The organism is Pseudenterobacter timonensis (assembly GCF_900021175.1).
GTDB classification, from domain to species: Bacteria; Pseudomonadota; Gammaproteobacteria; order Enterobacterales; family Enterobacteriaceae; genus Enterobacter; species Enterobacter timonensis.
The window spans coordinates 412,688-432,647 of record NZ_FCOP01000012.1 but is presented as its reverse complement, the minus strand read 5'-3'; the positions used below and the strand labels follow the sequence as shown (position 1 = coordinate 432,647).

Below are 19,960 nucleotides of genomic sequence, written 5' to 3'. Positions count from 1 at the left end.
CCCCCCGGGGGGGGGGGGGGGGGGGGGCGGCCGCCATATCCAGCCCTTCGCTGGTAACTGTCCACAGGGGCTCTCCGCTAATGGCGTGATGAATCTGGCGCTCCCGGCCCCGGCCAGACTGCCAGGTGCCGGATAAGAAGCTGGCTAACTGCTGCATCGCATCTCTCCAAGTGTTACGTGATTTACCTATAGATAGTTTGATTGTGAATCATAAAATGCAAGCCATCTTTTAATGTTTTGTTAACACTGTGATCGCGTCAACTCTCGTGGTTTTTGTTAAATAATTGATAATCATCACATTTATGAAATTTGCTGCGAACACCATCACAAAAAGAGCAAACCTTTCTTGGGGTTATATTTAACCATTGTGTAACTTTTACATCACAACGTGATTCATTCTGAAACCGAAATCGGTAATATCACGAATCAAATAGGTGATGATGTGACGGAAGAACAACGCTTTGAGCAGCGCATCGCGCAGGAGACGGCGATTGAGCCGCAGGACTGGATGCCGGAGGCCTACCGAAAAACGCTGATCCGCCAGATTGGTCAGCATGCGCATTCGGAAATTGTCGGCATGCTGCCGGAAGGCAACTGGATCACCCGCGCCCCCACGCTGCGCCGCAAAGCCATTCTGCTGGCGAAGGTGCAGGATGAGGCGGGGCATGGGCTCTATCTCTACAGCGCGGCGGAGACGCTCGGCTGCGCCCGGGAAGATATCTACCAGAAGATGCTCGACGGCAGGATGAAATACTCCTCCATCTTTAATTACCCCACACTGAGCTGGGCCGACATCGGCGTCATCGGCTGGCTGGTGGATGGCGCGGCGATCGTCAACCAGGTTGCCCTCTGCCGCACCTCCTACGGCCCGTACGCCCGGGCGATGGTGAAAATCTGTAAAGAGGAGAGCTTCCACCAGCGCCAGGGATTTGAAGCCTGCATGGCGCTGGCTCAGGGGAGCGAAGCCCAGCGCGAGATGCTCCAGGACGCCATTAACCGCTTCTGGTGGCCGGCGCTGATGATGTTCGGGCCGAACGATGACAACTCTCCCAACAGCGCCCGCAGCCTCGCCTGGAAGATCAAACGCTTCGGCAACGACGAACTGCGCCAGCGCTTCGTGGATAACACCGTGCCGCAGGTGGAGCTGCTGGGCATGACCGTTCCCGATCCCGACCTGCGCTTTGACGAGGAGAGCGGCCACTACCGCTTCGGGGAGATCGACTGGCAGGAGTTTAACGAGGTGATTAACGGGCGCGGCATCTGTAATCACGAGCGCCTGGCCGCCAAACGTAAAGCCTGGGAAGAGGGGGCGTGGGTGCGGGAAGCTGCACTGGCGCACGCAGAAAAACAACACGCCCGCAAGGTCGCGTAAGGAGTTGAGATGAGTAACGTCTACTGGCCGCTCTACGAAGTGTTCGTGCGCAGCAAGCAGGGATTATCCCACCGTCACGTGGGTAGCCTCCACGCGGCGGATGACCGTATGGCGCTGGAGAATGCCCGCGACGCCTATACCCGTCGCAGCGAGGGCTGCTCCATCTGGGTGGTGAAGGCGAGCGAGATTGTCGCCTCGCAACCCGAAGAGCGGGGGGAATTTTTCGATCCGGCGGAGAGCAAAGTCTATCGCCATCCCACTTTCTACAACCTGCCTGACGGCATAGAGCATATGTGAGGCCGGCATGACGAGCACAACCGCGTATGCCCTGCGTCTGGGCGACAACTGTCTGATCCTCTCCCAGCGCCTCGGCGCCTGGTGCGGCCACGCGCCGGAGCTGGAGATCGACCTCGCCCTCGCCAATATCGGCCTCGATCTGCTGGGGCAGGCGCGTCATTTTCTCACGTACGCCGCGGAGCTTAAGGGAGAGGGCAGCGAAGATACCCTGGCCTATGGCCGCGATGAGCGCCAGTTCAGCAATCTGCTGCTGGTGGAGCAGCCGAACGGTAATTTTGCCGACACCATTGCCCGCCAGTATCTGATGGACGCCTGGCACGTGGCGCTCTTTACCCGCCTCACGCAAAGCCGCGACCCGCAGCTGGCCGCCATTGCCGCGAAGGCGATCAAAGAGGCGCGCTACCACCTGCGCTTCAGCCGCGGCTGGCTGGAGCGTCTGGGTAACGGCACCGACTTTTCGGCGCAGAAGATGCAGCAGGCCATCGACAACCTGTGGCGCTTTACCGCCGAGCTGTTTGACGCCGACGCGCTGGAGATCGCCCTGGCCGAAGAGGGCATCGCGGTCGACCCGCGCCACCTGCGCCCTGAATGGGAAGCGGAAGTTTTTGCAGGCCTGGCTGACGCCTCCCTGACGGTGCCCGCCGAAGCGGCCTGGCGCAGCGGCGGAAAGCAGGGGCTGCACACCGAACATCTGGGGCCGATGCTGGCGGAGATGCAGTATCTGCAACGCGCCCTGCCCGGGCTTACGTGGTAAGGAGAGAGCGATGCAACGTCTTGCTGAGATTACGCCAGCCCAGATCCCGCAGATCTGGGCGCTGTTAAGCCAGATCCCCGACCCGGAAATCCCGGTGTTGTCGCTTACCGATCTGGGGATGGTGCGCAGCGTGACGCCGCAGGGAGAAGGCTGGGTCATCGGCTTTTCGCCCACCTATTCCGGCTGCCCGGCGACGGAGCATCTGCTGGGCGCCATTCGCGAAACGCTGACCGCTCACGGCTTTACGCCGGTGCATATCGTTATCCAGCTCGACCCGCCCTGGAGCACCGACTGGATGAGCGACGCGGCCCGCGCCCGGCTGCGTGAATATGGCATCAGCCCGCCGGTGGGCCATAGCTGCCACGCGCACGCCCCGGCGGAGGTAGCCTGCCCGCGCTGCGCCAGCGTGAACACCGCGCTCATTAGCGAGTTTGGCTCCACGGCCTGCAAAGCGCTCTATCGCTGCAACGACTGCCGCGAGCCTTTCGACTATTTCAAATGTATCTGAGGTTGCCATGACGACGTTTCATTCCCTGACGGTGGCGAAGGTGGAGCCGGAAACCCGCGATGCGGTGACCATCACCTTTGCCATTCCGCCTGAGCTGCACGACGCCTACCGTTTTCGCCCCGGTCAGCATCTGACGCTGAAGGCGACGCTGGCAGGCGAGGAGTTGCGCCGCTGCTACTCCATCTGCCGCGGCGTGACCCCCGACGCGCTGAGCGTGGCGGTAAAAGCGATCGACGGCGGGCGTTTCTCCCGCTACGCCCGGGACGAGATCCGCCAGGGCATGGTACTGGAGGTGATGGTGCCGCAGGGGCACTTTGGCTACCAGCCGCAGGCAGGGCGCGAAGGGCGCTATCTGGCGATTGCCGCCGGGTCGGGCATTACCCCCATGCTGGCGATCATCCATGCCACCCTGGCCACCGAACCCGCCAGTCAGTTCACCCTTATCTACGGCAACCGCACCAGCCAGAGCATGATGTTTCGCCAGGCGCTGGCGGATCTGAAGGACAGCTACACCGGGCGGCTGCAGATTATCCATATTTTCAGCCAGGAGACGCTGGACAGCGTGCTACTGCACGGACGTATCGACAGCAAAAAACTGCGGGCGCTGGGCGACACGCTGCTCGACTTCCGTCAGTTTGACGAGGCCTTTATCTGTGGCCCGGCGGCCATGATGGACGAGGCGCAAACGGCGCTGCAGACGCTGGGGATGCCGGAGAAGGCGATTCATCTGGAACGCTTTAATACTCCGGGCGCGACGGCTAAACGTGCCGCGACCCGCCAGGCGCAGGGGGAGAAAGTGACCGTTCGCCAGGACGGGCGCGACCGCGAAATCACCCTCACCGCTGAAGATGAAAGTATTCTCGACGCCGCGCTGCGCCAGGGGGCGGATCTGCCTTACGCCTGCAAGGGCGGGGTTTGCGCCACCTGTAAGTGTCGGGTGCTGCGCGGCAAAGTGGAGATGGCGACCAATTACAGCCTGGAGCCGGACGAGCTGGCGGCAGGCTATGTTCTGAGCTGTCAGGCGCTGCCGGTCACCCCCGACGTGGTGGTCGATTTTGATGCGAAGGGGATGGTATGAGCGAACTGATCCAGACCCGTCACGGGCGAGTCTTGCAGCTTACCCTTAACCGTCCGGCGGCCCGTAACGCCCTGAATAACGATCTGCTGTTGCAGATAGCCCAGGCGCTGGAGAGCGCCGCGACCGACAGCGCCGTCTCCGCCTGCGTCATCTATGGCAATGAACGCTGCTTCGCCGCCGGAGCCGATCTCAACGAAATGGCGCAAAAGGATCTGCCCGCCACCCTGAACGATATCCGCCCGCAGCTGTGGGGGCGGATCAACGCCTTTAATAAACCGCTCATCGCGGCGGTGAACGGCTACGCGCTGGGGGCGGGCTGCGAGCTGGCGCTGCTCTGCGACGTGGTCATTGCCGGGGATAACGCCCGCTTCGGCCTGCCGGAGATAACGCTTGGCATTATGCCTGGCGCGGGCGGCACGCAGCGGTTGATTCGCTGCGTGGGTAAATCGCTCGCCAGCAAAATGATCCTCACCGGGGAAAGCATCGGCGCGCGAGAAGCGCGTGAGGCGGGGCTGGTGAGCGACATCTGCCCGCCTGCGCTGACGCTGGAATATGGTCTCGGCCAGGCGCAAAAAATGGCACGCCATGCGCCGCTGGCGCTGCAGGCGGCAAAGCAGGCGCTGCGCCAGTCGCAGGAGATGGCGCTGCAGACGGGTCTGGCCCAGGAGCGCCAGCTGTTCGCCATGCTGGCGGCCACTGACGATCGCCGCGAGGGCATCGACGCCTTCTTACAAAAACGTACCCCCGATTTCAAAGGACGCTAACCGTGGAATTTATCGTCACACATGTAGAGCAGGGGGTTATGACCCTCACCCTGAACCGCCCGGATCGTCTGAACAGCTTTAACGACGAGATGCACCGCCAGCTGGCCGCCAGCCTGACTCAGGCTGAGCGCGACGATACTATCCGCTGCCTGCTGCTGACCGGCGCGGGGCGTGGCTTCTGCGCCGGGCAGGATCTGAACGACCGCAACGTCGATCCCAACGGCGCGCCGCCGGATCTGGGGATGTCGGTGGAGAACTTTTATAACCCGCTGGTGCGCCGTCTGGCCCGCCTGCCGAAGCCGGTTATCGCCGCGGTGAACGGCGTGGCGGCGGGCGCGGGCGCCACGCTGGCGCTGGGCTGCGGCTCCGCCAGCTTCGTGATGGCCTTTAGCAAGCTGGGGCTGGTGCCCGACTGTGGCGGCACCTGGTGGCTGCCGCGGGTGGCCGGGCACGCCCGCGCGATGGGGCTGGCGCTGCTGGGGGACAAACTCAGCGCGGAACAGGCGCATGCCTGGGGGATGATCTGGCAGGTGGTGGATGATGAAAAGCTCTCCGCCGCCGCCCAGGAGCTGGCGATGCACCTCGCCACCCAGCCGACTTTCGGGCTGGGGCTTATCAAGCAGGCGATTCATGCCGCTGAAAACAACACCCTCGATGCCCAGCTCGATCTGGAGCGTGACTACCAGCGGCTGGCCGGACGCAGCGACGACTACCGCGAAGGGGTCAGCGCCTTTCTCGCCAAACGCAAGCCGCAGTTCACCGGGAGATAAGATGATGAAAAAGGAGACCGTCGCCGTGATTGGCAGCGGCACGATGGGGGCGGGTATCGCGGAGGTGGCTGCCAGCCATGGTCATCCGGTCCTGCTCTTTGATGTGGCCGAAGGTGCCGTTTCCCGCGCGATTGACGCCATTGGCAGCCGCCTGCAATCCCGCGTGACGCGGGGCAAGCTCAGCGCAGAGGCGTGCGAGAAAACGCGCGCTAACCTGATCCCGGCCGCCACTCTCAACGATCTTGCCGCCGCCGATCTGGTGATCGAGGCGGCCTCGGAACGCCTCGAGATCAAGCGCGCCCTCTTTAACGAGCTGGCGACGATCTGCCAGCCGCACGCCCTGTTGACCAGCAACACCTCTTCTATTTCAGTGACCGCCATTGCCGCCGGAGTGACGCACCCTGAGCGAGTGGCGGGGCTCCACTTTTTTAATCCGGCGCCGGTGATGAAGCTGGTGGAGGTGGTGAGCGGGCTGGCAACCTCTGCGGAAGTAGCGGATCGCCTCTGCGCCCTGGCGCGGAGCTGGGGCAAAACGCCGGTGCGCTGCCAGTCGACGCCCGGGTTTATTGTCAACCGCGTGGCGCGTCCGTTTTATGCGGAAGCGTGGCGCGCGCTGGAGGAGCAGGTCGCCGCGCCGGAAATCATTGACGCCGCCCTGCGCGACGGCGGCGGCTTTCCGATGGGACCACTGGAGCTGACCGATCTTATCGGCCAGGACGTTAACTTCGCCGTCACCTGTTCAGTCTTTAATGCCTTCTGGCAGGAGCGCCGTTTTCTCCCTTCGCTGGTGCAGCAGGAGTTGGTGCTGGGCGGACGGCTCGGTAAAAAAAGCGGGCAGGGGGTCTACGACTGGCATCAGCCCAAACCGTCCGTGGCGTGGCTTGATTCGCCAATCTCAAGCGAAGCGTTCAACGTGCAGGAAAAAAGTGACGGCGTCACGGAAATTGACGAGGTATTGCTTATAGAAACCTGCGGCGATACGGCTCAAAGCCTGCATCTGCGTCACCGCAGACCGGTGGTGGTCATCGACCTTATGGAGCGTGACGTGTCGGTCATCGCCGCCGCCGCCGGGAATCCGCCCGAGGCGACGCAAAAGGTTATCGCCTGGCTGTCGCAGCAGGGGAAGCGGGTGGTGCAGATCGCCGACTACCCCGGGCTGCTCATCTGGCGCACGGTGGCGATGATCGTTAACGAGGCGCTGGATGCGCTGCAAAAAGGGGGCGCCAGCGAGGAGGATATCGATACCGCCATGCGCCTTGGCGTGAACTACCCCTGCGGCCCCCTCGCCTGGGGCGAACGGCTCGGCTGGCAGCGGCTGCTGCTTTTGCTGGAAAACCTGCAACGTCACTACGGGGAAGAGCGCTATCGCCCCTGTTCACTGCTGCGCCAGCGTGCGCTGGAGAGTCGCTATGAGTCATAACGCCTGGCAAAACGCCCGCGCCATGTACCAGCACGATGCCTGCGCGCAGGCGCTGGGTATCGATATTCTTGAGATGGACGAGGGGTATGCGGTGGTCACGATGACCATTACGCCACAGATGCTCAACGGCCATCAGAGCTGCCACGGCGGACAGCTCTTTTCGCTGGCCGATACCGCCTTTGCCTACGCCTGCAACAGCCAGGGGCTGGCGGCGGTGGCTTCCGGCTGTTCGATTGAATTTATCCGTCCGGGCTTTGCCGGTGACCGCCTGACCGCCACCGCGCGGGTGAAGCACCAGGGCAAAACCACCGGCGTGTATGACATCGAAATTACCAACCAACAGCAAAAAACCGTTGCCCTGTTTCGCGGGAAGTCGCACCGCACGGGCGGCACCATTCTGGAGACCCCTGATGCGTGACGCATTTATCTGTGACGGGGTGCGTACCCCGATTGGCCGCTACGGCGGCGCCTTGTCCGGCGTGCGGGCTGACGATCTCGCCGCCGTTCCCCTGCGCGCGCTGCTGGCGCGCTATCCGCAGCTCGACAGGGAACGCATCGACGATCTGATCCTCGGCTGCGCGAATCAGGCGGGGGAGGATAACCGCAACGTCGCGCGCATGGCGGCGCTGCTGGGCGGGCTGTCGCCCGTCGTCTCAGGCACCACTATTAACCGGCTGTGCGGCTCCGGCCTGGACGCGGTGGGCTTTGCCGCCCGCGCCATTAAGGCGGGAGAGGCGGACCTGATGCTGGCAGGGGGCGTGGAGTCCATGTCCCGCGCCCCCTTTGTGATGGGTAAAGCGACCGCCCCCTTCCAGCGCCAGGCGGAGATGTTTGATACCACGATCGGCTGGCGATTTGTGAATCCGCTCATGCATCAGCAATTCGGAACTGACAGCATGCCCGAAACGGCGGAGAATGTAGCTGAATTGTTAAATATAAGCCGCGCCGATCAGGATGCCTTTGCGCTGCGAAGCCAGCAGCGTACTGCCCGGGCGCAGCAAAATGGCGTTCTGGCCCAGGAGATTGTGCCGGTAAGCGTGGCGGGGCGGAAAGGATCGGTCAGCGAAGTGAGCGAGGATGAGCATCCCCGCCCGGAGACCACCCTGGAGCAGCTGGCGGGCCTGAAGGCACCCTTTCGCGAGCGCGGCGTGGTGACGGCGGGCAACGCCTCGGGCGTCAACGACGGCGCGGCGGCGCTGATTGTCGCCAGCGAGCAGATGGCCCTCCAGCAGGGACTGACGCCGCGCGCCCGGGTTGTGGCGATGGCCTCGGCAGGGGTGGAGCCCCGCCTGATGGGGCTTGGACCGGTTCCCGCCACCCGCAAAGTGCTGGAGCGTGCCGGGCTGAGTCTCCATGAGATGGATGTGATTGAGCTGAACGAGGCCTTCGCCGCGCAGGCGCTGGGGGTAATGCGCCAGCTCGGTCTGGCGGATGACGCGGCGCATGTTAACCCGAACGGCGGAGCGATCGCCCTGGGACACCCGCTGGGAATGAGCGGTGCGCGGCTGGTGATTGCCGCCTGTAATGAACTGCATCGACGCGGCGGGCGCTATGCGCTCTGTACGATGTGCGTCGGGGTGGGCCAGGGCATTGCCCTGATTCTGGAGCGTGTTTGAGCAACTACCTGCGAGTACCCTACAATGACAATAAAGCTTGATCCGATCGAAACCGCGTCCGTTGATGAACTGCAGGCGTTGCAGACCGCCCGCCTGAAGTGGACATTGACCCACGCTTATCACAACGTCCCCATGTACAAACGCAAGTTTGACGAGGCGGGCGTTCACCCTGACGATTTCCGTACGCTGGAGGATATCCGCAAGTTTCCCTGCACCACCAAGCAGGATCTGCGCGATAACTATCCCTTTGACACCTTTGCCGTGCCGATGGAGCAGGTGGTGCGCATCCACGCCTCATCCGGCACCACCGGGAAACCCACCGTGGTAGGCTATACCCAAAACGATATCGACAACTGGGCCAACATCGTCGCCCGTTCCCTGCGCGCGGCGGGCGGCAGCGCGAAGGATAAAATTCACGTCGCCTATGGCTACGGTCTCTTCACCGGCGGGCTGGGGGCGCACTACGGCGCCGAGCGTTTAGGCGCGACGGTGATCCCTATGTCCGGCGGCCAGACCGAAAAGCAGGCGCAGCTTATCCGCGACTTTCAGCCCGATATGATCATGGTCACTCCTTCCTACTGTCTGAACCTGATCGAGGAGCTGGAGCGGCAGATGGGGGGCGACGCCAGCGGCTGCTCCCTGCGCGTGGGGGTATTTGGCGCCGAACCCTGGACCCAGGCGATGCGCCGGGAGATTGAACAGCGTCTGGGCATTACCGCGCTGGATATCTACGGTCTGTCGGAGGTAATGGGGCCGGGCGTGGCGATGGAGTGTATCGAAACTGCCGACGGCCCGACCATCTGGGAAGATCATTTTTACCCGGAAATTGTCAATCCCAACGACGGTACGGTGCTGGCGGACGGTGAGCAGGGGGAGCTGCTTTTTACTACTCTCACCAAAGAGGCGCTGCCGGTGATCCGCTACCGTACCCGCGATCTCACCCGCCTGCTGCCGGGCACCGCCCGCACCATGCGCCGGATGGATCGCATCAGCGGGCGCAGCGACGACATGCTGATCATCCGTGGTGTGAATGTGTTCCCGTCCCAGCTGGAAGAGGAGATTGTTAAGTTTGAACATCTCTCGCCGCACTATCAGCTGGAGGTCAACCGCCGCGGCCACCTCGACTCGCTCTCGGTGAAGGTGGAGCTGAAGCAGAGCAGCCTGACGCTCACCCATGAGCAGCGTTGCCAGGTCTGCCACCAGCTGCGCCACCGCATCAAATCGATGGTGGGGATCTCCACCGACGTGACGATCGTCAACTGCGGCAGCATCCCACGTTCGGAAGGCAAAGCCTGCCGGGTATTTGACCTGCGCAAAGTCGCCGCCAACGGTTGATTTTATCCCCCTCTCCCGCGGGGAGAGGGGGATAAAAACGCATGTAGAGTAAAATCAACTGACCCGGCTAACAAGATGGCTATCGTTATCTTCGGTAGCAGGCCACATTCGCCCGTGGCAAAACCAGCCGTGAATCCTAATGTGTTCGTCAGCGGTTTATTGCCAGCGGCAACATATGGATGGATTGTTGATCAAATATACGGTGCGCTAAAATAAAATTAATACTATACACAAAGGGACTCCACGGAGTCCCTTTTTATCTTTAAAGTTCAGTGGTTGTGATTATATATTTTAACAGATCATTCAATTGATTATATGATTCAACTATATAATCTGTGGCTACTCTATCTCTAACTTCAAATGTCTTATGCCCCATATCGTAAACAAAATATGAAATGCTATCTTCACCAATTACAATATTTTTGGCTAAATCTGGATCTACATATACATCATTATCTCTAAAGTAAAAATTCATCATGTAGATATTGGACCATGATAATTCACCATTTATAGCCTGGCTAAATCCATATATAGTGGCTGCATTATATTCAAAACCATCCATTTGACTATAAAAATATTTTGCATCTTCTTTGTCCTCAAGTAATTTCTTAACGTCCGCAAAAATTTCTTTTTTTACTTCACTCCACTCTTCTGGTGCTGTTTCTCCTGTTAAAAAATCAAGCATATCTTTACTAAGTGGTGAAGCAACATCCTCCTTGAAGTCATTAATTCTAGTTTTCAATATACCAATTGAGGTGTCAATATCAGAAAATATATTAGTTTTCATATAATATCCTACTTTATATAAACAGAACCATTTGGCACAGGCCACAAAGTATCAATACTTTCACCTGGCTTCAATTGCTTTGTTATTAGCGTCTGAGCATTATTTAATGTCTGATGATATGGATTAGTTTTCATCAATATCAAGTTTTCAAAACTATTATCACCACTATCATCAAGCGGTAATTTATGATGTACAGACCATGACTTCGGCACTCCACCACGGGCTAAAATCCCAATCTGCTCATCGCTTAAATAGTTTTTTATCGAGGTATCCGTTGAGATATTTTTCAAGAATTTCTTTCTTACTGAATTGTCGAATTGATTTCTTAAAATTACATATTCCTCTCTTGGGCGTCGAATATAATTAATGTTTTCTATTTGTACATCATCCAAAAAGACTTTATTATTTTTTAGCCTTCCAATATAGCCCTTGAAATCAGTTGGAGCCATTTGATTTTTAACTAAAAGAATAGATGCAGCCGCTATACCCAATCCTATATTAGTATCGGTCATAACGCCATTATAACCGTCTAAAGCTTCTCCTCCCAGTTGTTCAGCAGTCTTTCTAAATCCTTCAATGTTACCATTATATACGCCGCCAGCCGCTAACAGACGTCCAACATTTCTGCTGTTCAATGTTTTAGTTGATGGAGCATGTTGTTCTGGCTCAGTATATCCGGGCGCACCATACTGGATTCTCTGGGTCGGACGTGGTTTTATTCCTCGATTTCGTTCTAACACTTCACGATATGCATTCATCACTGAATTACGGAAAGAATTTTCCCACAAACCCACCATAAAAGGTTCATAAACAATTTCACCATTATTGTCAAAATAAAATGGATTATTATACCTGGTCCAATGTTCACTTCTATCAACCGCAATATATCTGCCTAACAACAAATTAGTTTTGACATTTTCATAAACTGGGTCATATTGGTCATATCCTCTTTCGCTACATTTAGTCCCCAAAAATCTGTTTCCATTAAATTTTCTTTCAGGCATGTCATCATAAGACATGCTTCTATATTTTTTATAATCCAATTCATAATAACAGCATGCAAGTTCTAACCCACGTCCAGGACTGACTATTTTTTCGAAGTCGCTAAGGGTTGCATGTCGTCTAAAATGCCATGAATCATATAATTCAAACATAATAGCTCCTTTAATGTTTGAAAGTTCAAGAAAATCACTTATATAATGTATGGCAATGATTATCTTTTTCATAAAGTTCGTCTACTGGAGAGCCATAAATAAAATCCGAATCGCATGAAAATGCGATTCGGATCAAGATATGTATAACGCAGGGGTTTTATTTTAACAATTTCATTTATTATGATGTTTACTTATTTTCAATAATACTCTTCATAATATCCAACCCATTACCCCCCATTAACAAACTCAATGTTTTTTCCCATTTTAAAATGGTTTCACGTTTCTCTATGAAGTAATCATATTTATCATAATGGTTTATTTACGTGTTGATTTACTGTAATTACATTATTAATCAGTGGGTTACAATAAATTTGCGATTAAATTATAGTCAACAAATTTGAATGTTCCTCCCATAGGGCGAGGGGAGACACTGCACAAGCCAAAGCCAGCCCCGGTTTTCTATCTCCCTTGCGGGGTGAGGGGCAGCCCCACCCGCCAGAATAGCAGGATAAAAAAAGCACGCTCGCAATCTGTGCTATGATTCATCCAGTATAAAAATGACAACAGAATGAATCACATGAGTAAATTAGACGCTTTTATTCAGCACGCCGTCAGCTCTGTACCTATCAGCGGCACCTCGCTTATCTCCTCCCTCTATGGTGATTCGCTCTCCCATCGCGGCGGGGAAATCTGGCTTGGCAGCCTTGCCGCCCTGCTGGAAGGAATGGGGTTCGGCGAGCGCTTTGTGCGCACCGCGCTTTTTCGACTCAACAAAGAGGGGTGGCTGGACGTTTCCCGTATCGGCAGGCGCAGTTTCTATCGCCTGAGCGATAAAGGGCTGCGCCTGACGCGCCGCGCGGAACATAAGATTTACCGCGCCGCGCAGCCCGCCTGGGATGGAAAATGGCTGCTACTGCTCTCGGAGGGGCTGGATAAAGCCACCCTCCTTGACGTCAAAAAACAGCTTATCTGGCAGGGATTCGGCACGCTGGCGCCAAGCCTGATGGCCTCGCCGTCGCAAAAGCTGGCGGATGTGCAGCAGCTCCTGCATGAGGCGGGTGTGGCGGAGAACGTCATCTGTTTTGAAGCCCACTCTCCGCTGGCGCTCTCCCGAGCGGCGCTACGAGCCAGGGTGGAGGAGTGCTGGCAGCTGACGGAGCAAAACACCCTCTACGAAAACTTTATCGAACTTTTCCGCCCGCTGCTCTCCTTGCTGAAGGAGGCGGGAGCGGAGGCGCTCACGCCGGAGCGCTGTTTTCAGATCCAGCTGCTGCTGATCCACCTCTACCGTCGCGTGGTATTGAAGGATCCGCTGCTGCCGGAGGAGCTGCTGCCGGCACACTGGTCCGGGCAACACGCCCGCCAGCTCTGTATCAATATTTACCAGCGTGTCGCGCCAGGGGCGCTGGCCTTCGTCAGCGAAAAGGGTGAAACCTCCGTGGGCGAACTGCCTGCGCCGGGGGCGCTCTGGTACCAGCGCTTTGGCGGTTTGACTATTCCATAAAGGAGACGATATGCCTGTTTATCAGATTGATGGATTAACTCCGGTGGTCCCGGATGAGAGCTATGTTCACCCGACAGCCGTGCTGATTGGCGACGTTATTTTGGGCAAGGGGGTCTATGTCGGGCCCAATGCCAGCCTGCGCGGTGATTTTGGGCGCATTGTCATTAAAGACGGGGCGAACATTCAGGATAACTGCGTCATGCACGGCTTCCCGGAGCAGGATACGGTGGTGGAGGAGGATGGTCACATCGGCCACAGCGCCATCCTCCATGGCTGTGTCATCCGGCGCAACGCGCTGGTGGGGATGAATGCGGTGATCATGGACGGGGCGGTTATTGGCGAAAACAGCATCGTCGGTGCGGCGGCCTTTGTGAAGGCAAAAGCGGAGATGCCCGCTAACCACCTGATTATCGGCAGCCCGGCGAAAGCGATTCGTACGCTCTCTCAGGAGGAGATCGCCTGGAAAGAGCAGGGTACCCGCGAATATCAGGTGCTGGTGGAACGCTGCAAGCTGACCCTGCACCAGGTCGAGCCGCTGCGGGAGGCGGAGCCGGATCGTAAACGGCTCGAGTTTGATGCCAGCCTGCGTCCAAAATCGGCACGTTAAGCAACAGAACACGCTATTTCAGCGGAGGTGATATGAGCGAAAAACTGAATGCCCGGTGTCACTGCGGCGCGGTAGCCTTTACCGTCGAACTGACGGAGGAGGGGTTTAACTCGGCGCGGCGCTGCAGCTGCTCTTATTGCCGCATGCGGGGAGCCGTGGCGGTGAGCGCGCCGCTGAGTGGCGTCACGATAACCAAAGGGGCCGACAAGCTGACGGAGTACCGTTTTAATACCGGGACGGCAAGGCACTTTTTTTGTTCGGTATGCGGGATCTACACCTTTCATCAGCGCCGTTCGAACCCGGAACAGTATGGGGTTAACGTCGCCTGTATTGAGGGGAAATCGCCGTTTGATTTTGCCTGCATCCCGGTGATGGACGGGGTTAATCATCCTCAGGATGGGGAAAGCGGCGTGCTGGGCTATCTGTCGTTTCGTCCTGAAAAAGGTGAGGATCAGTAAATTCTGCGTTCCTTAAATTTCCCTTTTATCACGCCGTCATAAAAACGGCCTTTGGAGACGACCAGCAAAAAGTCATTATAAATGCGTGCCGGTACCGGCTGATACTGTAACAGCGTACGATTGAGAAAACGGATTTCGAGTATGGCGCTGCGCGCATCGTAGCCAATGGACGCAATGCGGGACGATCTCACGGGGTGATGAACCATGGTGCTCCCCTTACGGCTTATTACGGGATCTTTATCATCGTTCAGGATAATAGCGCTGCGCAAGCACAAAGCAGCAGAGCGAAATGAATTAAATGATGCCGTCGCGTTAATTAAGGCGAATGTTGATGGCGTAAAAAAATGGCCCGCCGGAGGGCGGGCCAGATGCATCAGAACTGGTAAACCAGACCTAAAGCAACAACGTCATCGGTGTTGATGCCGTTGTTTTTGTAGAAGTCGTCATCTTCGTCCAGCAGGTTGATTTTGTAATCAACGTAGGTGGACATATTTTTGTTGAAGTAGTAGGTCGCGCCTACGTCAGCATATTTAACCAGATCCTGGTCATCCTGGCCGTTGCCGAGGTCTTTACCTTTGGATTGCAGGTAAGAGATGGCCGGACGCAGACCGAAGTCGAACTGGTACTGGGCAGTCACTTCAAAGTTCTGGGTTTTGTTTGCGATACCGCCGCCCAGATCGCTGTCGGTAGAACCGTACGGGGTCATGTTGCGGGTTTCGGAGTACATTGCCGCCAGGTAGATATTGTTGGCGTCATATTTCAGGCCAGCAGTCCATGCGTCAGCTTTTTCACCGCCAGCGTACTGGCTGTTAGCCGCATTGCCTGCGATCTCCTGATCGGTGGTACGGTCAGAAGAAGCGTATGCCGCACCGGCGCTGAAGCCCATGCCGAAGTCATAGCTGGTAGAAATACCCCAGCCGTCGCCGTTCTGGTTACGGATATTGTTATCGTTACGGCTTGCAGTACCTTCGTTAGTGCAGCCGTATTCGTCGCAGTTAGATCCTTCGTTATTGCCCTGGTACTGAACAGCAAAGTTCAGACCATCAACCAGACCGAAGAAATCGTTGTTGCGGTAAGTTGCAACACCGTTTGCACGACCAGTCATAAAGTTGTCGGCATAGGTGTAGGAGTCGCCGCCGAACTCAGGCAGCATATCGGTCCAGCCTTCCACGTCGTACAGGACGCCGTAGTTACGACCGTAGTCGAATGAGCCGTAGTCGCCGAATTTCAGGCCGGCAAACGCCAGACGGGTCCACGCCTGGTTGTCAGAACCTTCGGTGTCATTTGCCTGAACGTTATATTCCCACTGCGCATAGCCGGTCAGCTGATCGTTAATCTGGGTTTCGCCTTTGAAGCCGAAACGCAGGTAAGTCTGATCGCCGTCAGAACCGGAGTTATCAGAGAAATAGTGCAGACCGTCGACTTTGCCGTACAGGTCTAATTTATTGCCATCTTTATTATAGATTTCTGCAGCGTGAGCCGCGCCAGCCGCTAAAAGGGCCGGGATCATCAGTGCCAACAGTTTTCTTTGCATTTTGACGAATCCTTTGCTGTTTTTATTTAATTGCAATGTGAACTTTCTCATATGGAAAGTAGCCTCATGCTAAAGCAGAGCCTGTGGCATTGATAAAATATAATTGTTACGAAGTAAGTAAAATCTAAAGGAAAATATACGAAGGAAATATACATAATTGCGATGAATGAATAATAAAATAATATACAAAATTAAAATTATTCATTGATGAAAGGGGAGGGTAAAATCGGCGCCGTTATATGCCTTTAAGATTCTTAATCCACTGCTCTATTGATAGGCGTTCGTCTTAACGGGCTCTTTCAATATTTTCAGGATAGCCCGGAGTTCACCTCCGGGCATTTTTTTACCTGTCGTTGCGGGTTACTCGCTGGCTGCCTTTTCCGCTTTTCCGGCAAGCTGCGCCAGGAAGTCATAGCGTTTTTGCAGGTCCGCCGCCGCATCCTTCCAGAGCTGTTCCGCTACCTCCGGCTGCTGCGCGTTGAGACGACGGAAGCGCTGTTCCTGCATCAGCGTTTCGGCCAGGGCGTCTGACGGCGGACGGGAGTCCAACGCCAGGGGGATCTTGCCCTCATCGGCCCGGCGCGGGTCGAAGCGGTAGAGCGGCCAGAAGCCGGTGGCGGTAAGCTGGCGCATCTGATCGTGGCTGAGGGCTAGATCGTAGCCATGCTCCTCGCAGGGGCTGTAGGCGATGATTAGCGACGGGCCAGGGTAGGCCTCCGCTTCCTGAATCGCCTTCACCGTCTGGTTAAGCTGCGCCCCCAGCGAAATCTGCGCCACATAGACATGACCGTACATCATCATGCTGACGCCCAGATCCTTACGCGCCTTGCGCTTGCCGTGTTCACCGAACTTGGTGACTGCGCCTAGCGGCGTCGCTTTGGAGGCCTGCCCGCCAGTGTTGGAGTAACACTGGGTATCCAGCACCAGAATATTGACGTTCTCGGTCAGGCTCAGCACATGATCCAGCCCGCCAAAGCCGATGTCGTAGGCCCAGCCGTCGCCGCCAATCAGCCAGATCGATTTCTCCACCAGCGCGTCGGCGTCGGTCAGGAGCTGCTGCGCCCCCTCCACGCCGTCGAGCGCCTGGCGCAGTTCAGCTACCTGAGCACGGCGCACCTCTGGCGTCGCTTCGGCGTGCAGCGCCTCGTTCAGCGCTGCCGGGATCTTATCGGCAAACTGTTCCAGCAGGCGCATCACGCGGGCGCGGTGCTGATCCACGGTGAGGCGGAAGCCAAGACCAAACTCCGCGTTATCCTCGAAGAGGGAGTTGGCCCATGCCGGGCCGCGACCGTTCGCGTCGGTGGTATAGGGCGTGGAGGGGAGGTTGCCGCCGTAAATGGATGAACAGCCGGTGGCGTTGGCGATCAGCATCCGGTCGCCGTAAAGCTGGGTCAGCAGCTTGATATAAGGGGTCTCGCCGCAGCCGGAGCAGGCGCCGGAGTACTCAAACAGCGGCGTGATCAGCTGCGAGGTACGGATGTCGATTCGCTCCAGCTTGCTGCGGTCGATTTCCGGCAGGTTAAGGAAGTAGTCGTAGTTAACCTTCTCCTCTTCCACATGCTCCAGACGGGACATCATATTGATCGCTTTAATTTCCGGGTCCTGGCGATCTTTCGCCGGGCAGACCTCCACGCAGAGGTTACAGCCGGTGCAATCCTCCGGCGCGACCTGCAGCACATACTTCTGGCCGCGCATGTCGCGGGATTTCACATCCAGCGAGTGCAGGCTGGCGGGCGCGTTCTCCATCGCTTCCGGGGAGACCACTTTGGCGCGGATCGCCGAGTGCGGACAGGCGGCCACGCAGTGGTTGCACTGGGTGCAGAGCTCCTCTTTCCAGATGGGGATCGCCTCCGCGATATTGCGTTTCTCCCAGCGGGTAGTGCCGAGCGGCCAGGTACCGTCCGGCGGCAGCGCCGAGACGGGAAGCGCATCGCCAAGTCCCGCCAGCATGGCGGCGGTCACAGTTTTAACAAAATCGGGCGCCGCGTCGGAGACCACCGGCGGGCGGTAGGGGCTCGCCGCATTCACCGGCTGAAGCGGAACCTCGAAAAGCGACTCGCGGGCCAGCGCCAGCGCCTGCCAGTTGCGCTCCACCAGCTCCTGGCCTTTGCTGCTGTAGCTTTTGGCAATCGCCCCCTGTAGGGCCGGAAGGGCGCTGTCGCCCGGCAGGATATGGGTCAGATGGAAAAAGGCCATCTGCATCACGGTGTTGATGCGCGCCCCCAGGCTGCATTCGCGGGCGGTTTTTGCCGCGTTAATCACATAGAAGCGCGCTTTTTTCTGGTTCAGCACCGCCTGCACTTCCTGGGGCAGGCGCGCCCAGACCTCCTCTGCGCTGTAGGGGGTATTGAGCAGGAAAATGCCGCCCGGCTTCAGGCGCTCGGCCATCTGATATTTATCGATAAACTGGAGCTGGTGGCAGCCGACAAAATCGGCCTGGTCGATCAGATAGGCGGAACGAATCGGATGCTCGCTCACGCGCAGGTGGGAGACGGTCAGCCCCCCGGCCTTTTTGGAGTCGTAGACAAAATAACCCTGCGCGTACCACGGCGTGGAGTTGCCGATTATCTTGATATTGTTCTTGGTTGCCGAGACGCTGCCGTCGCTCCCCAGCCCATAGAAAAGCGCTTCCAGCTTCGCGGTGGCGGGAAGGGTGTTCTCCGGCAGCGCCAGGGAGAGGTTAGTAACATCATCATAGATGCCGACGGTGAAGCGCGGCTTCGGCTTCGCGGCGCTCAGCTCGTTAAAGACTGCCAGCACGCAGTCGGGACCAAACTCTTTCGACGACAGGCCATAACGACCGCCGATAACGCGCGGCAGCGTCTCGCGCTCGCCATTGTTAAACGCTTCCGCCAGGGCGGTCATCACGTCGAGACAGAGCGGCTCCGCCTGGGAGCCCGGCTCTTTGGTGCGATCCAGTACCGCCACGCGGCGAGCACTTTGCGGCAGGGCGGCAAGCAGATGCTGCGCGGAGAAGGGGCGATAGAGCCGCACCTTCAGCACACCCACCTTTTCACCGCGGGTCAGCAGCTCATCCACCACCTCTTCGCAGGTGCCGATGGCGGAACCCATCACCACGATGACGCGCTCCGCCTCCGGGTGACCGTAATATTCAAAAGGCTTATAGCCGCGTCCGGTGGCGGCGGCGAAATCCTGCATCGCCTGTTCAACGTGATCGTAGACCGCGTTGTACCAGGGGTTAGTCGCCTCGCGGGACTGGAAATAGGTATCCGGATTTGCGGAGGTGCCGCGAATCACCGGGTGTTCGGGGTTGAGCGCCCGGGCGCGATGGGCGTCAATCTCCGCCTGGGGCAGCAGATTCAGTATGGTGTCGTCCGCCAGCGGTACGATTTTATTGATTTCGTGCGAGGTACGAAAACCATCAAAGAAGTGAATAAAAGGCACCCGGCTTTTGAGCGTGGCCATATGGGAGATCAGCGCGAAGTCCTGCGCCTCCTGCACGCTGCCGGCGCAGAGCATGGCGCAGCCGGTCTGGCGTACCGCCATCACGTCAGAGTGATCGCCAAAAATCGAGAGGGCGTGGGTGGCGACGGTGCGGGCCGCTACGTGGAGCACAAACGGTGTCAGCTGACCTGCCAGCTTGTAGAGCGTCGGGATCATCAGCAGCAGGCCCTGCGATGAGGTAAACGAGGTGGAGAGGGCGCCGGTTTGCAGCGCGCCGTGAACGGTCGCGATCGCCCCCGCTTCCGACTGCATCTCCACCACGCGGGGCGTGTCGCCCCAGACGTTTTTCAGCCCGTTACCGGCCCAGGCATCCGCCTGCTCGGCCATGGTGGAACTTGGCGTAATCGGGTAGATGGCGATAACTTCGCTGGTACGAAACGCGACAGAGGCGACCGCACCATTACCGTCAATCGTGATCATAATGACACCTTTACATTGCGCAAAAAGAGGAGCCTGTGATACGTCGACAGGCTCTTAATAATTCCCTTAGTTTAGCAAAGGTCCGGTTTCGCGATTTTCGCTTTTGTGTCCTCGTGT

General features: G+C 57.5%; 20 protein-coding genes and 1 pseudogene. 15 read left to right on the top strand and 6 right to left on the bottom strand.

The features are described 5' to 3' along the window. Positions 1–157 (bottom strand): hypothetical protein (locus BN3796_RS21040; RefSeq protein ID WP_238379237.1); only part of this gene is annotated, 157 nt, incomplete at its 3' end. A 285-nt stretch (positions 158–442) separates the two neighbouring features. On the opposite strand from BN3796_RS21040, the gene paaA reads away from it, so the two are divergent. From paaA to BN3796_RS20765, 12 genes and pseudogenes are all read left to right on the top strand, one after another. Beyond that, complete coding sequence (gene paaA, locus BN3796_RS15420) at positions 443–1,372, top strand: 1,2-phenylacetyl-CoA epoxidase subunit PaaA (protein ID WP_061709256.1); 930 nt, start codon at positions 443–445, stop codon at positions 1,370–1,372. A gap of 9 nt (positions 1,373–1,381) precedes the next feature. After that, a complete protein-coding gene (gene paaB / locus BN3796_RS15415; protein ID WP_061709232.1) occupies positions 1,382–1,669 on the top strand; it encodes a 1,2-phenylacetyl-CoA epoxidase subunit PaaB in 288 nt (95 codons plus the stop codon). A 7-nt stretch (positions 1,670–1,676) separates the two neighbouring features. Further along, positions 1,677–2,423, top strand: coding sequence for a 1,2-phenylacetyl-CoA epoxidase subunit PaaC (gene paaC, locus BN3796_RS15410; RefSeq protein ID WP_061709231.1), 747 nt, complete (start codon positions 1,677–1,679; stop codon positions 2,421–2,423). 10 nt (positions 2,424–2,433) lie between these two features. Then, positions 2,434–2,931 (top strand): 1,2-phenylacetyl-CoA epoxidase subunit PaaD, encoded by a 498-nt coding sequence (gene paaD, locus BN3796_RS15405; protein WP_061709230.1) that lies wholly within the window; start codon positions 2,434–2,436, stop codon positions 2,929–2,931. Between the two features lie 7 nt (positions 2,932–2,938). After that, positions 2,939–4,009: a 1,2-phenylacetyl-CoA epoxidase subunit PaaE gene (gene paaE / locus BN3796_RS15400; protein ID WP_061709229.1), complete on the top strand. Its 1,071-nt coding sequence runs from the start codon at positions 2,939–2,941 to the stop codon at positions 4,007–4,009. Next, positions 4,006–4,773, top strand: a complete 768-nt coding sequence (gene paaF / locus BN3796_RS15395) for a 2,3-dehydroadipyl-CoA hydratase PaaF (protein ID WP_061709228.1) — start codon at positions 4,006–4,008, stop codon at positions 4,771–4,773. Before paaE ends, paaF begins: the two co-directional genes overlap by 4 nt. A 2-nt stretch (positions 4,774–4,775) precedes the next feature. Next, the gene (gene paaG / locus BN3796_RS15390; protein ID WP_061709227.1) at positions 4,776–5,543 is read left to right on the top strand and encodes a 2-(1,2-epoxy-1,2-dihydrophenyl)acetyl-CoA isomerase PaaG; all 768 of its coding nucleotides are present in this window, start codon (positions 4,776–4,778) and stop codon (positions 5,541–5,543) included. Between the two features lies 1 nt (position 5,544). Continuing rightward, positions 5,545–6,963 (top strand): 3-hydroxyacyl-CoA dehydrogenase, encoded by a 1,419-nt coding sequence (locus tag BN3796_RS15385; protein ID WP_061709226.1) that lies wholly within the window; start codon positions 5,545–5,547, stop codon positions 6,961–6,963. Next, on the top strand, positions 6,953–7,381 hold the full coding sequence (paaI, locus tag BN3796_RS15380; RefSeq protein WP_061709225.1) for a hydroxyphenylacetyl-CoA thioesterase PaaI: 429 nt from the start codon (positions 6,953–6,955) through the stop codon (positions 7,379–7,381). The genes BN3796_RS15385 and paaI overlap by 11 nt, the downstream gene beginning before the upstream one ends. Next, the gene (gene pcaF, locus BN3796_RS15375; protein WP_061709224.1) at positions 7,374–8,579 is read left to right on the top strand and encodes a 3-oxoadipyl-CoA thiolase; all 1,206 of its coding nucleotides are present in this window, start codon (positions 7,374–7,376) and stop codon (positions 8,577–8,579) included. Before paaI ends, pcaF begins: the two co-directional genes overlap by 8 nt. Positions 8,580–8,603: 24 nt before the next feature. After that, a complete protein-coding gene (gene paaK / locus BN3796_RS15370; RefSeq protein WP_061709223.1) occupies positions 8,604–9,914 on the top strand; it encodes a phenylacetate--CoA ligase PaaK in 1,311 nt (436 codons plus the stop codon). A 54-nt stretch (positions 9,915–9,968) separates the two neighbouring features. After that, a pseudogene (locus BN3796_RS20765) lies at positions 9,969–10,130 on the top strand (penicillin binding protein PBP4B); the annotation flags it as partial. A gap of 46 nt (positions 10,131–10,176) precedes the next feature. On the opposite strand, the gene BN3796_RS15365 reads toward BN3796_RS20765, so the two are convergent. Continuing rightward, positions 10,177–10,701, bottom strand: coding sequence for a YrhA family protein (locus tag BN3796_RS15365; RefSeq protein WP_073885242.1), 525 nt, complete (start codon positions 10,699–10,701; stop codon positions 10,177–10,179). Positions 10,702–10,709: 8 nt separating this feature from the next. After that, a complete protein-coding gene (locus tag BN3796_RS20760; RefSeq protein ID WP_148381809.1) occupies positions 10,710–11,927 on the bottom strand; it encodes an HNH endonuclease in 1,218 nt (405 codons plus the stop codon). A 496-nt stretch (positions 11,928–12,423) separates the two neighbouring features. Between BN3796_RS20760 and paaX the strand changes: the two genes are divergently transcribed. Genes paaX through BN3796_RS15345 form a run of 3 tightly spaced genes read left to right on the top strand, consistent with a single transcriptional unit; the run spans position 12,424 to position 14,424 of the window. Then, on the top strand, positions 12,424–13,359 hold the full coding sequence (gene paaX, locus BN3796_RS15355; RefSeq protein ID WP_061709221.1) for a phenylacetic acid degradation operon negative regulatory protein PaaX: 936 nt from the start codon (positions 12,424–12,426) through the stop codon (positions 13,357–13,359). Between the two features lie 10 nt (positions 13,360–13,369). Beyond that, positions 13,370–13,966 (top strand): phenylacetic acid degradation protein PaaY, encoded by a 597-nt coding sequence (paaY, locus tag BN3796_RS15350; RefSeq protein WP_061709220.1) that lies wholly within the window; start codon positions 13,370–13,372, stop codon positions 13,964–13,966. A 32-nt stretch (positions 13,967–13,998) separates the two neighbouring features. Further along, entirely contained in the window at positions 13,999–14,424 is a 426-nt protein-coding gene (locus tag BN3796_RS15345) for a GFA family protein (RefSeq protein ID WP_061709219.1), read from the top strand. Here BN3796_RS15345 and BN3796_RS15340 read toward each other — a convergent pair. The 3 genes from BN3796_RS15340 to nifJ all read right to left on the bottom strand — a co-directional run bounded on the left by BN3796_RS15340 (position 14,418) and on the right by nifJ (position 19,843). Next, positions 14,418–14,630, bottom strand: a complete 213-nt coding sequence (locus tag BN3796_RS15340) for a KTSC domain-containing protein (protein WP_061709254.1) — start codon at positions 14,628–14,630, stop codon at positions 14,418–14,420. The genes BN3796_RS15345 and BN3796_RS15340 overlap by 7 nt on opposite strands. 167 nt (positions 14,631–14,797) lie before the next feature. Continuing rightward, a complete protein-coding gene (ompC, locus tag BN3796_RS15335) occupies positions 14,798–15,958 on the bottom strand; it encodes a porin OmpC (RefSeq protein ID WP_061709218.1) in 1,161 nt (386 codons plus the stop codon). A 360-nt stretch (positions 15,959–16,318) separates the two neighbouring features. After that, the gene (nifJ, locus tag BN3796_RS15330; protein ID WP_061709217.1) at positions 16,319–19,843 is read right to left on the bottom strand and encodes a pyruvate:ferredoxin (flavodoxin) oxidoreductase; all 3,525 of its coding nucleotides are present in this window, start codon (positions 19,841–19,843) and stop codon (positions 16,319–16,321) included. Positions 19,844–19,960: the final 117 nt, after the last annotated feature.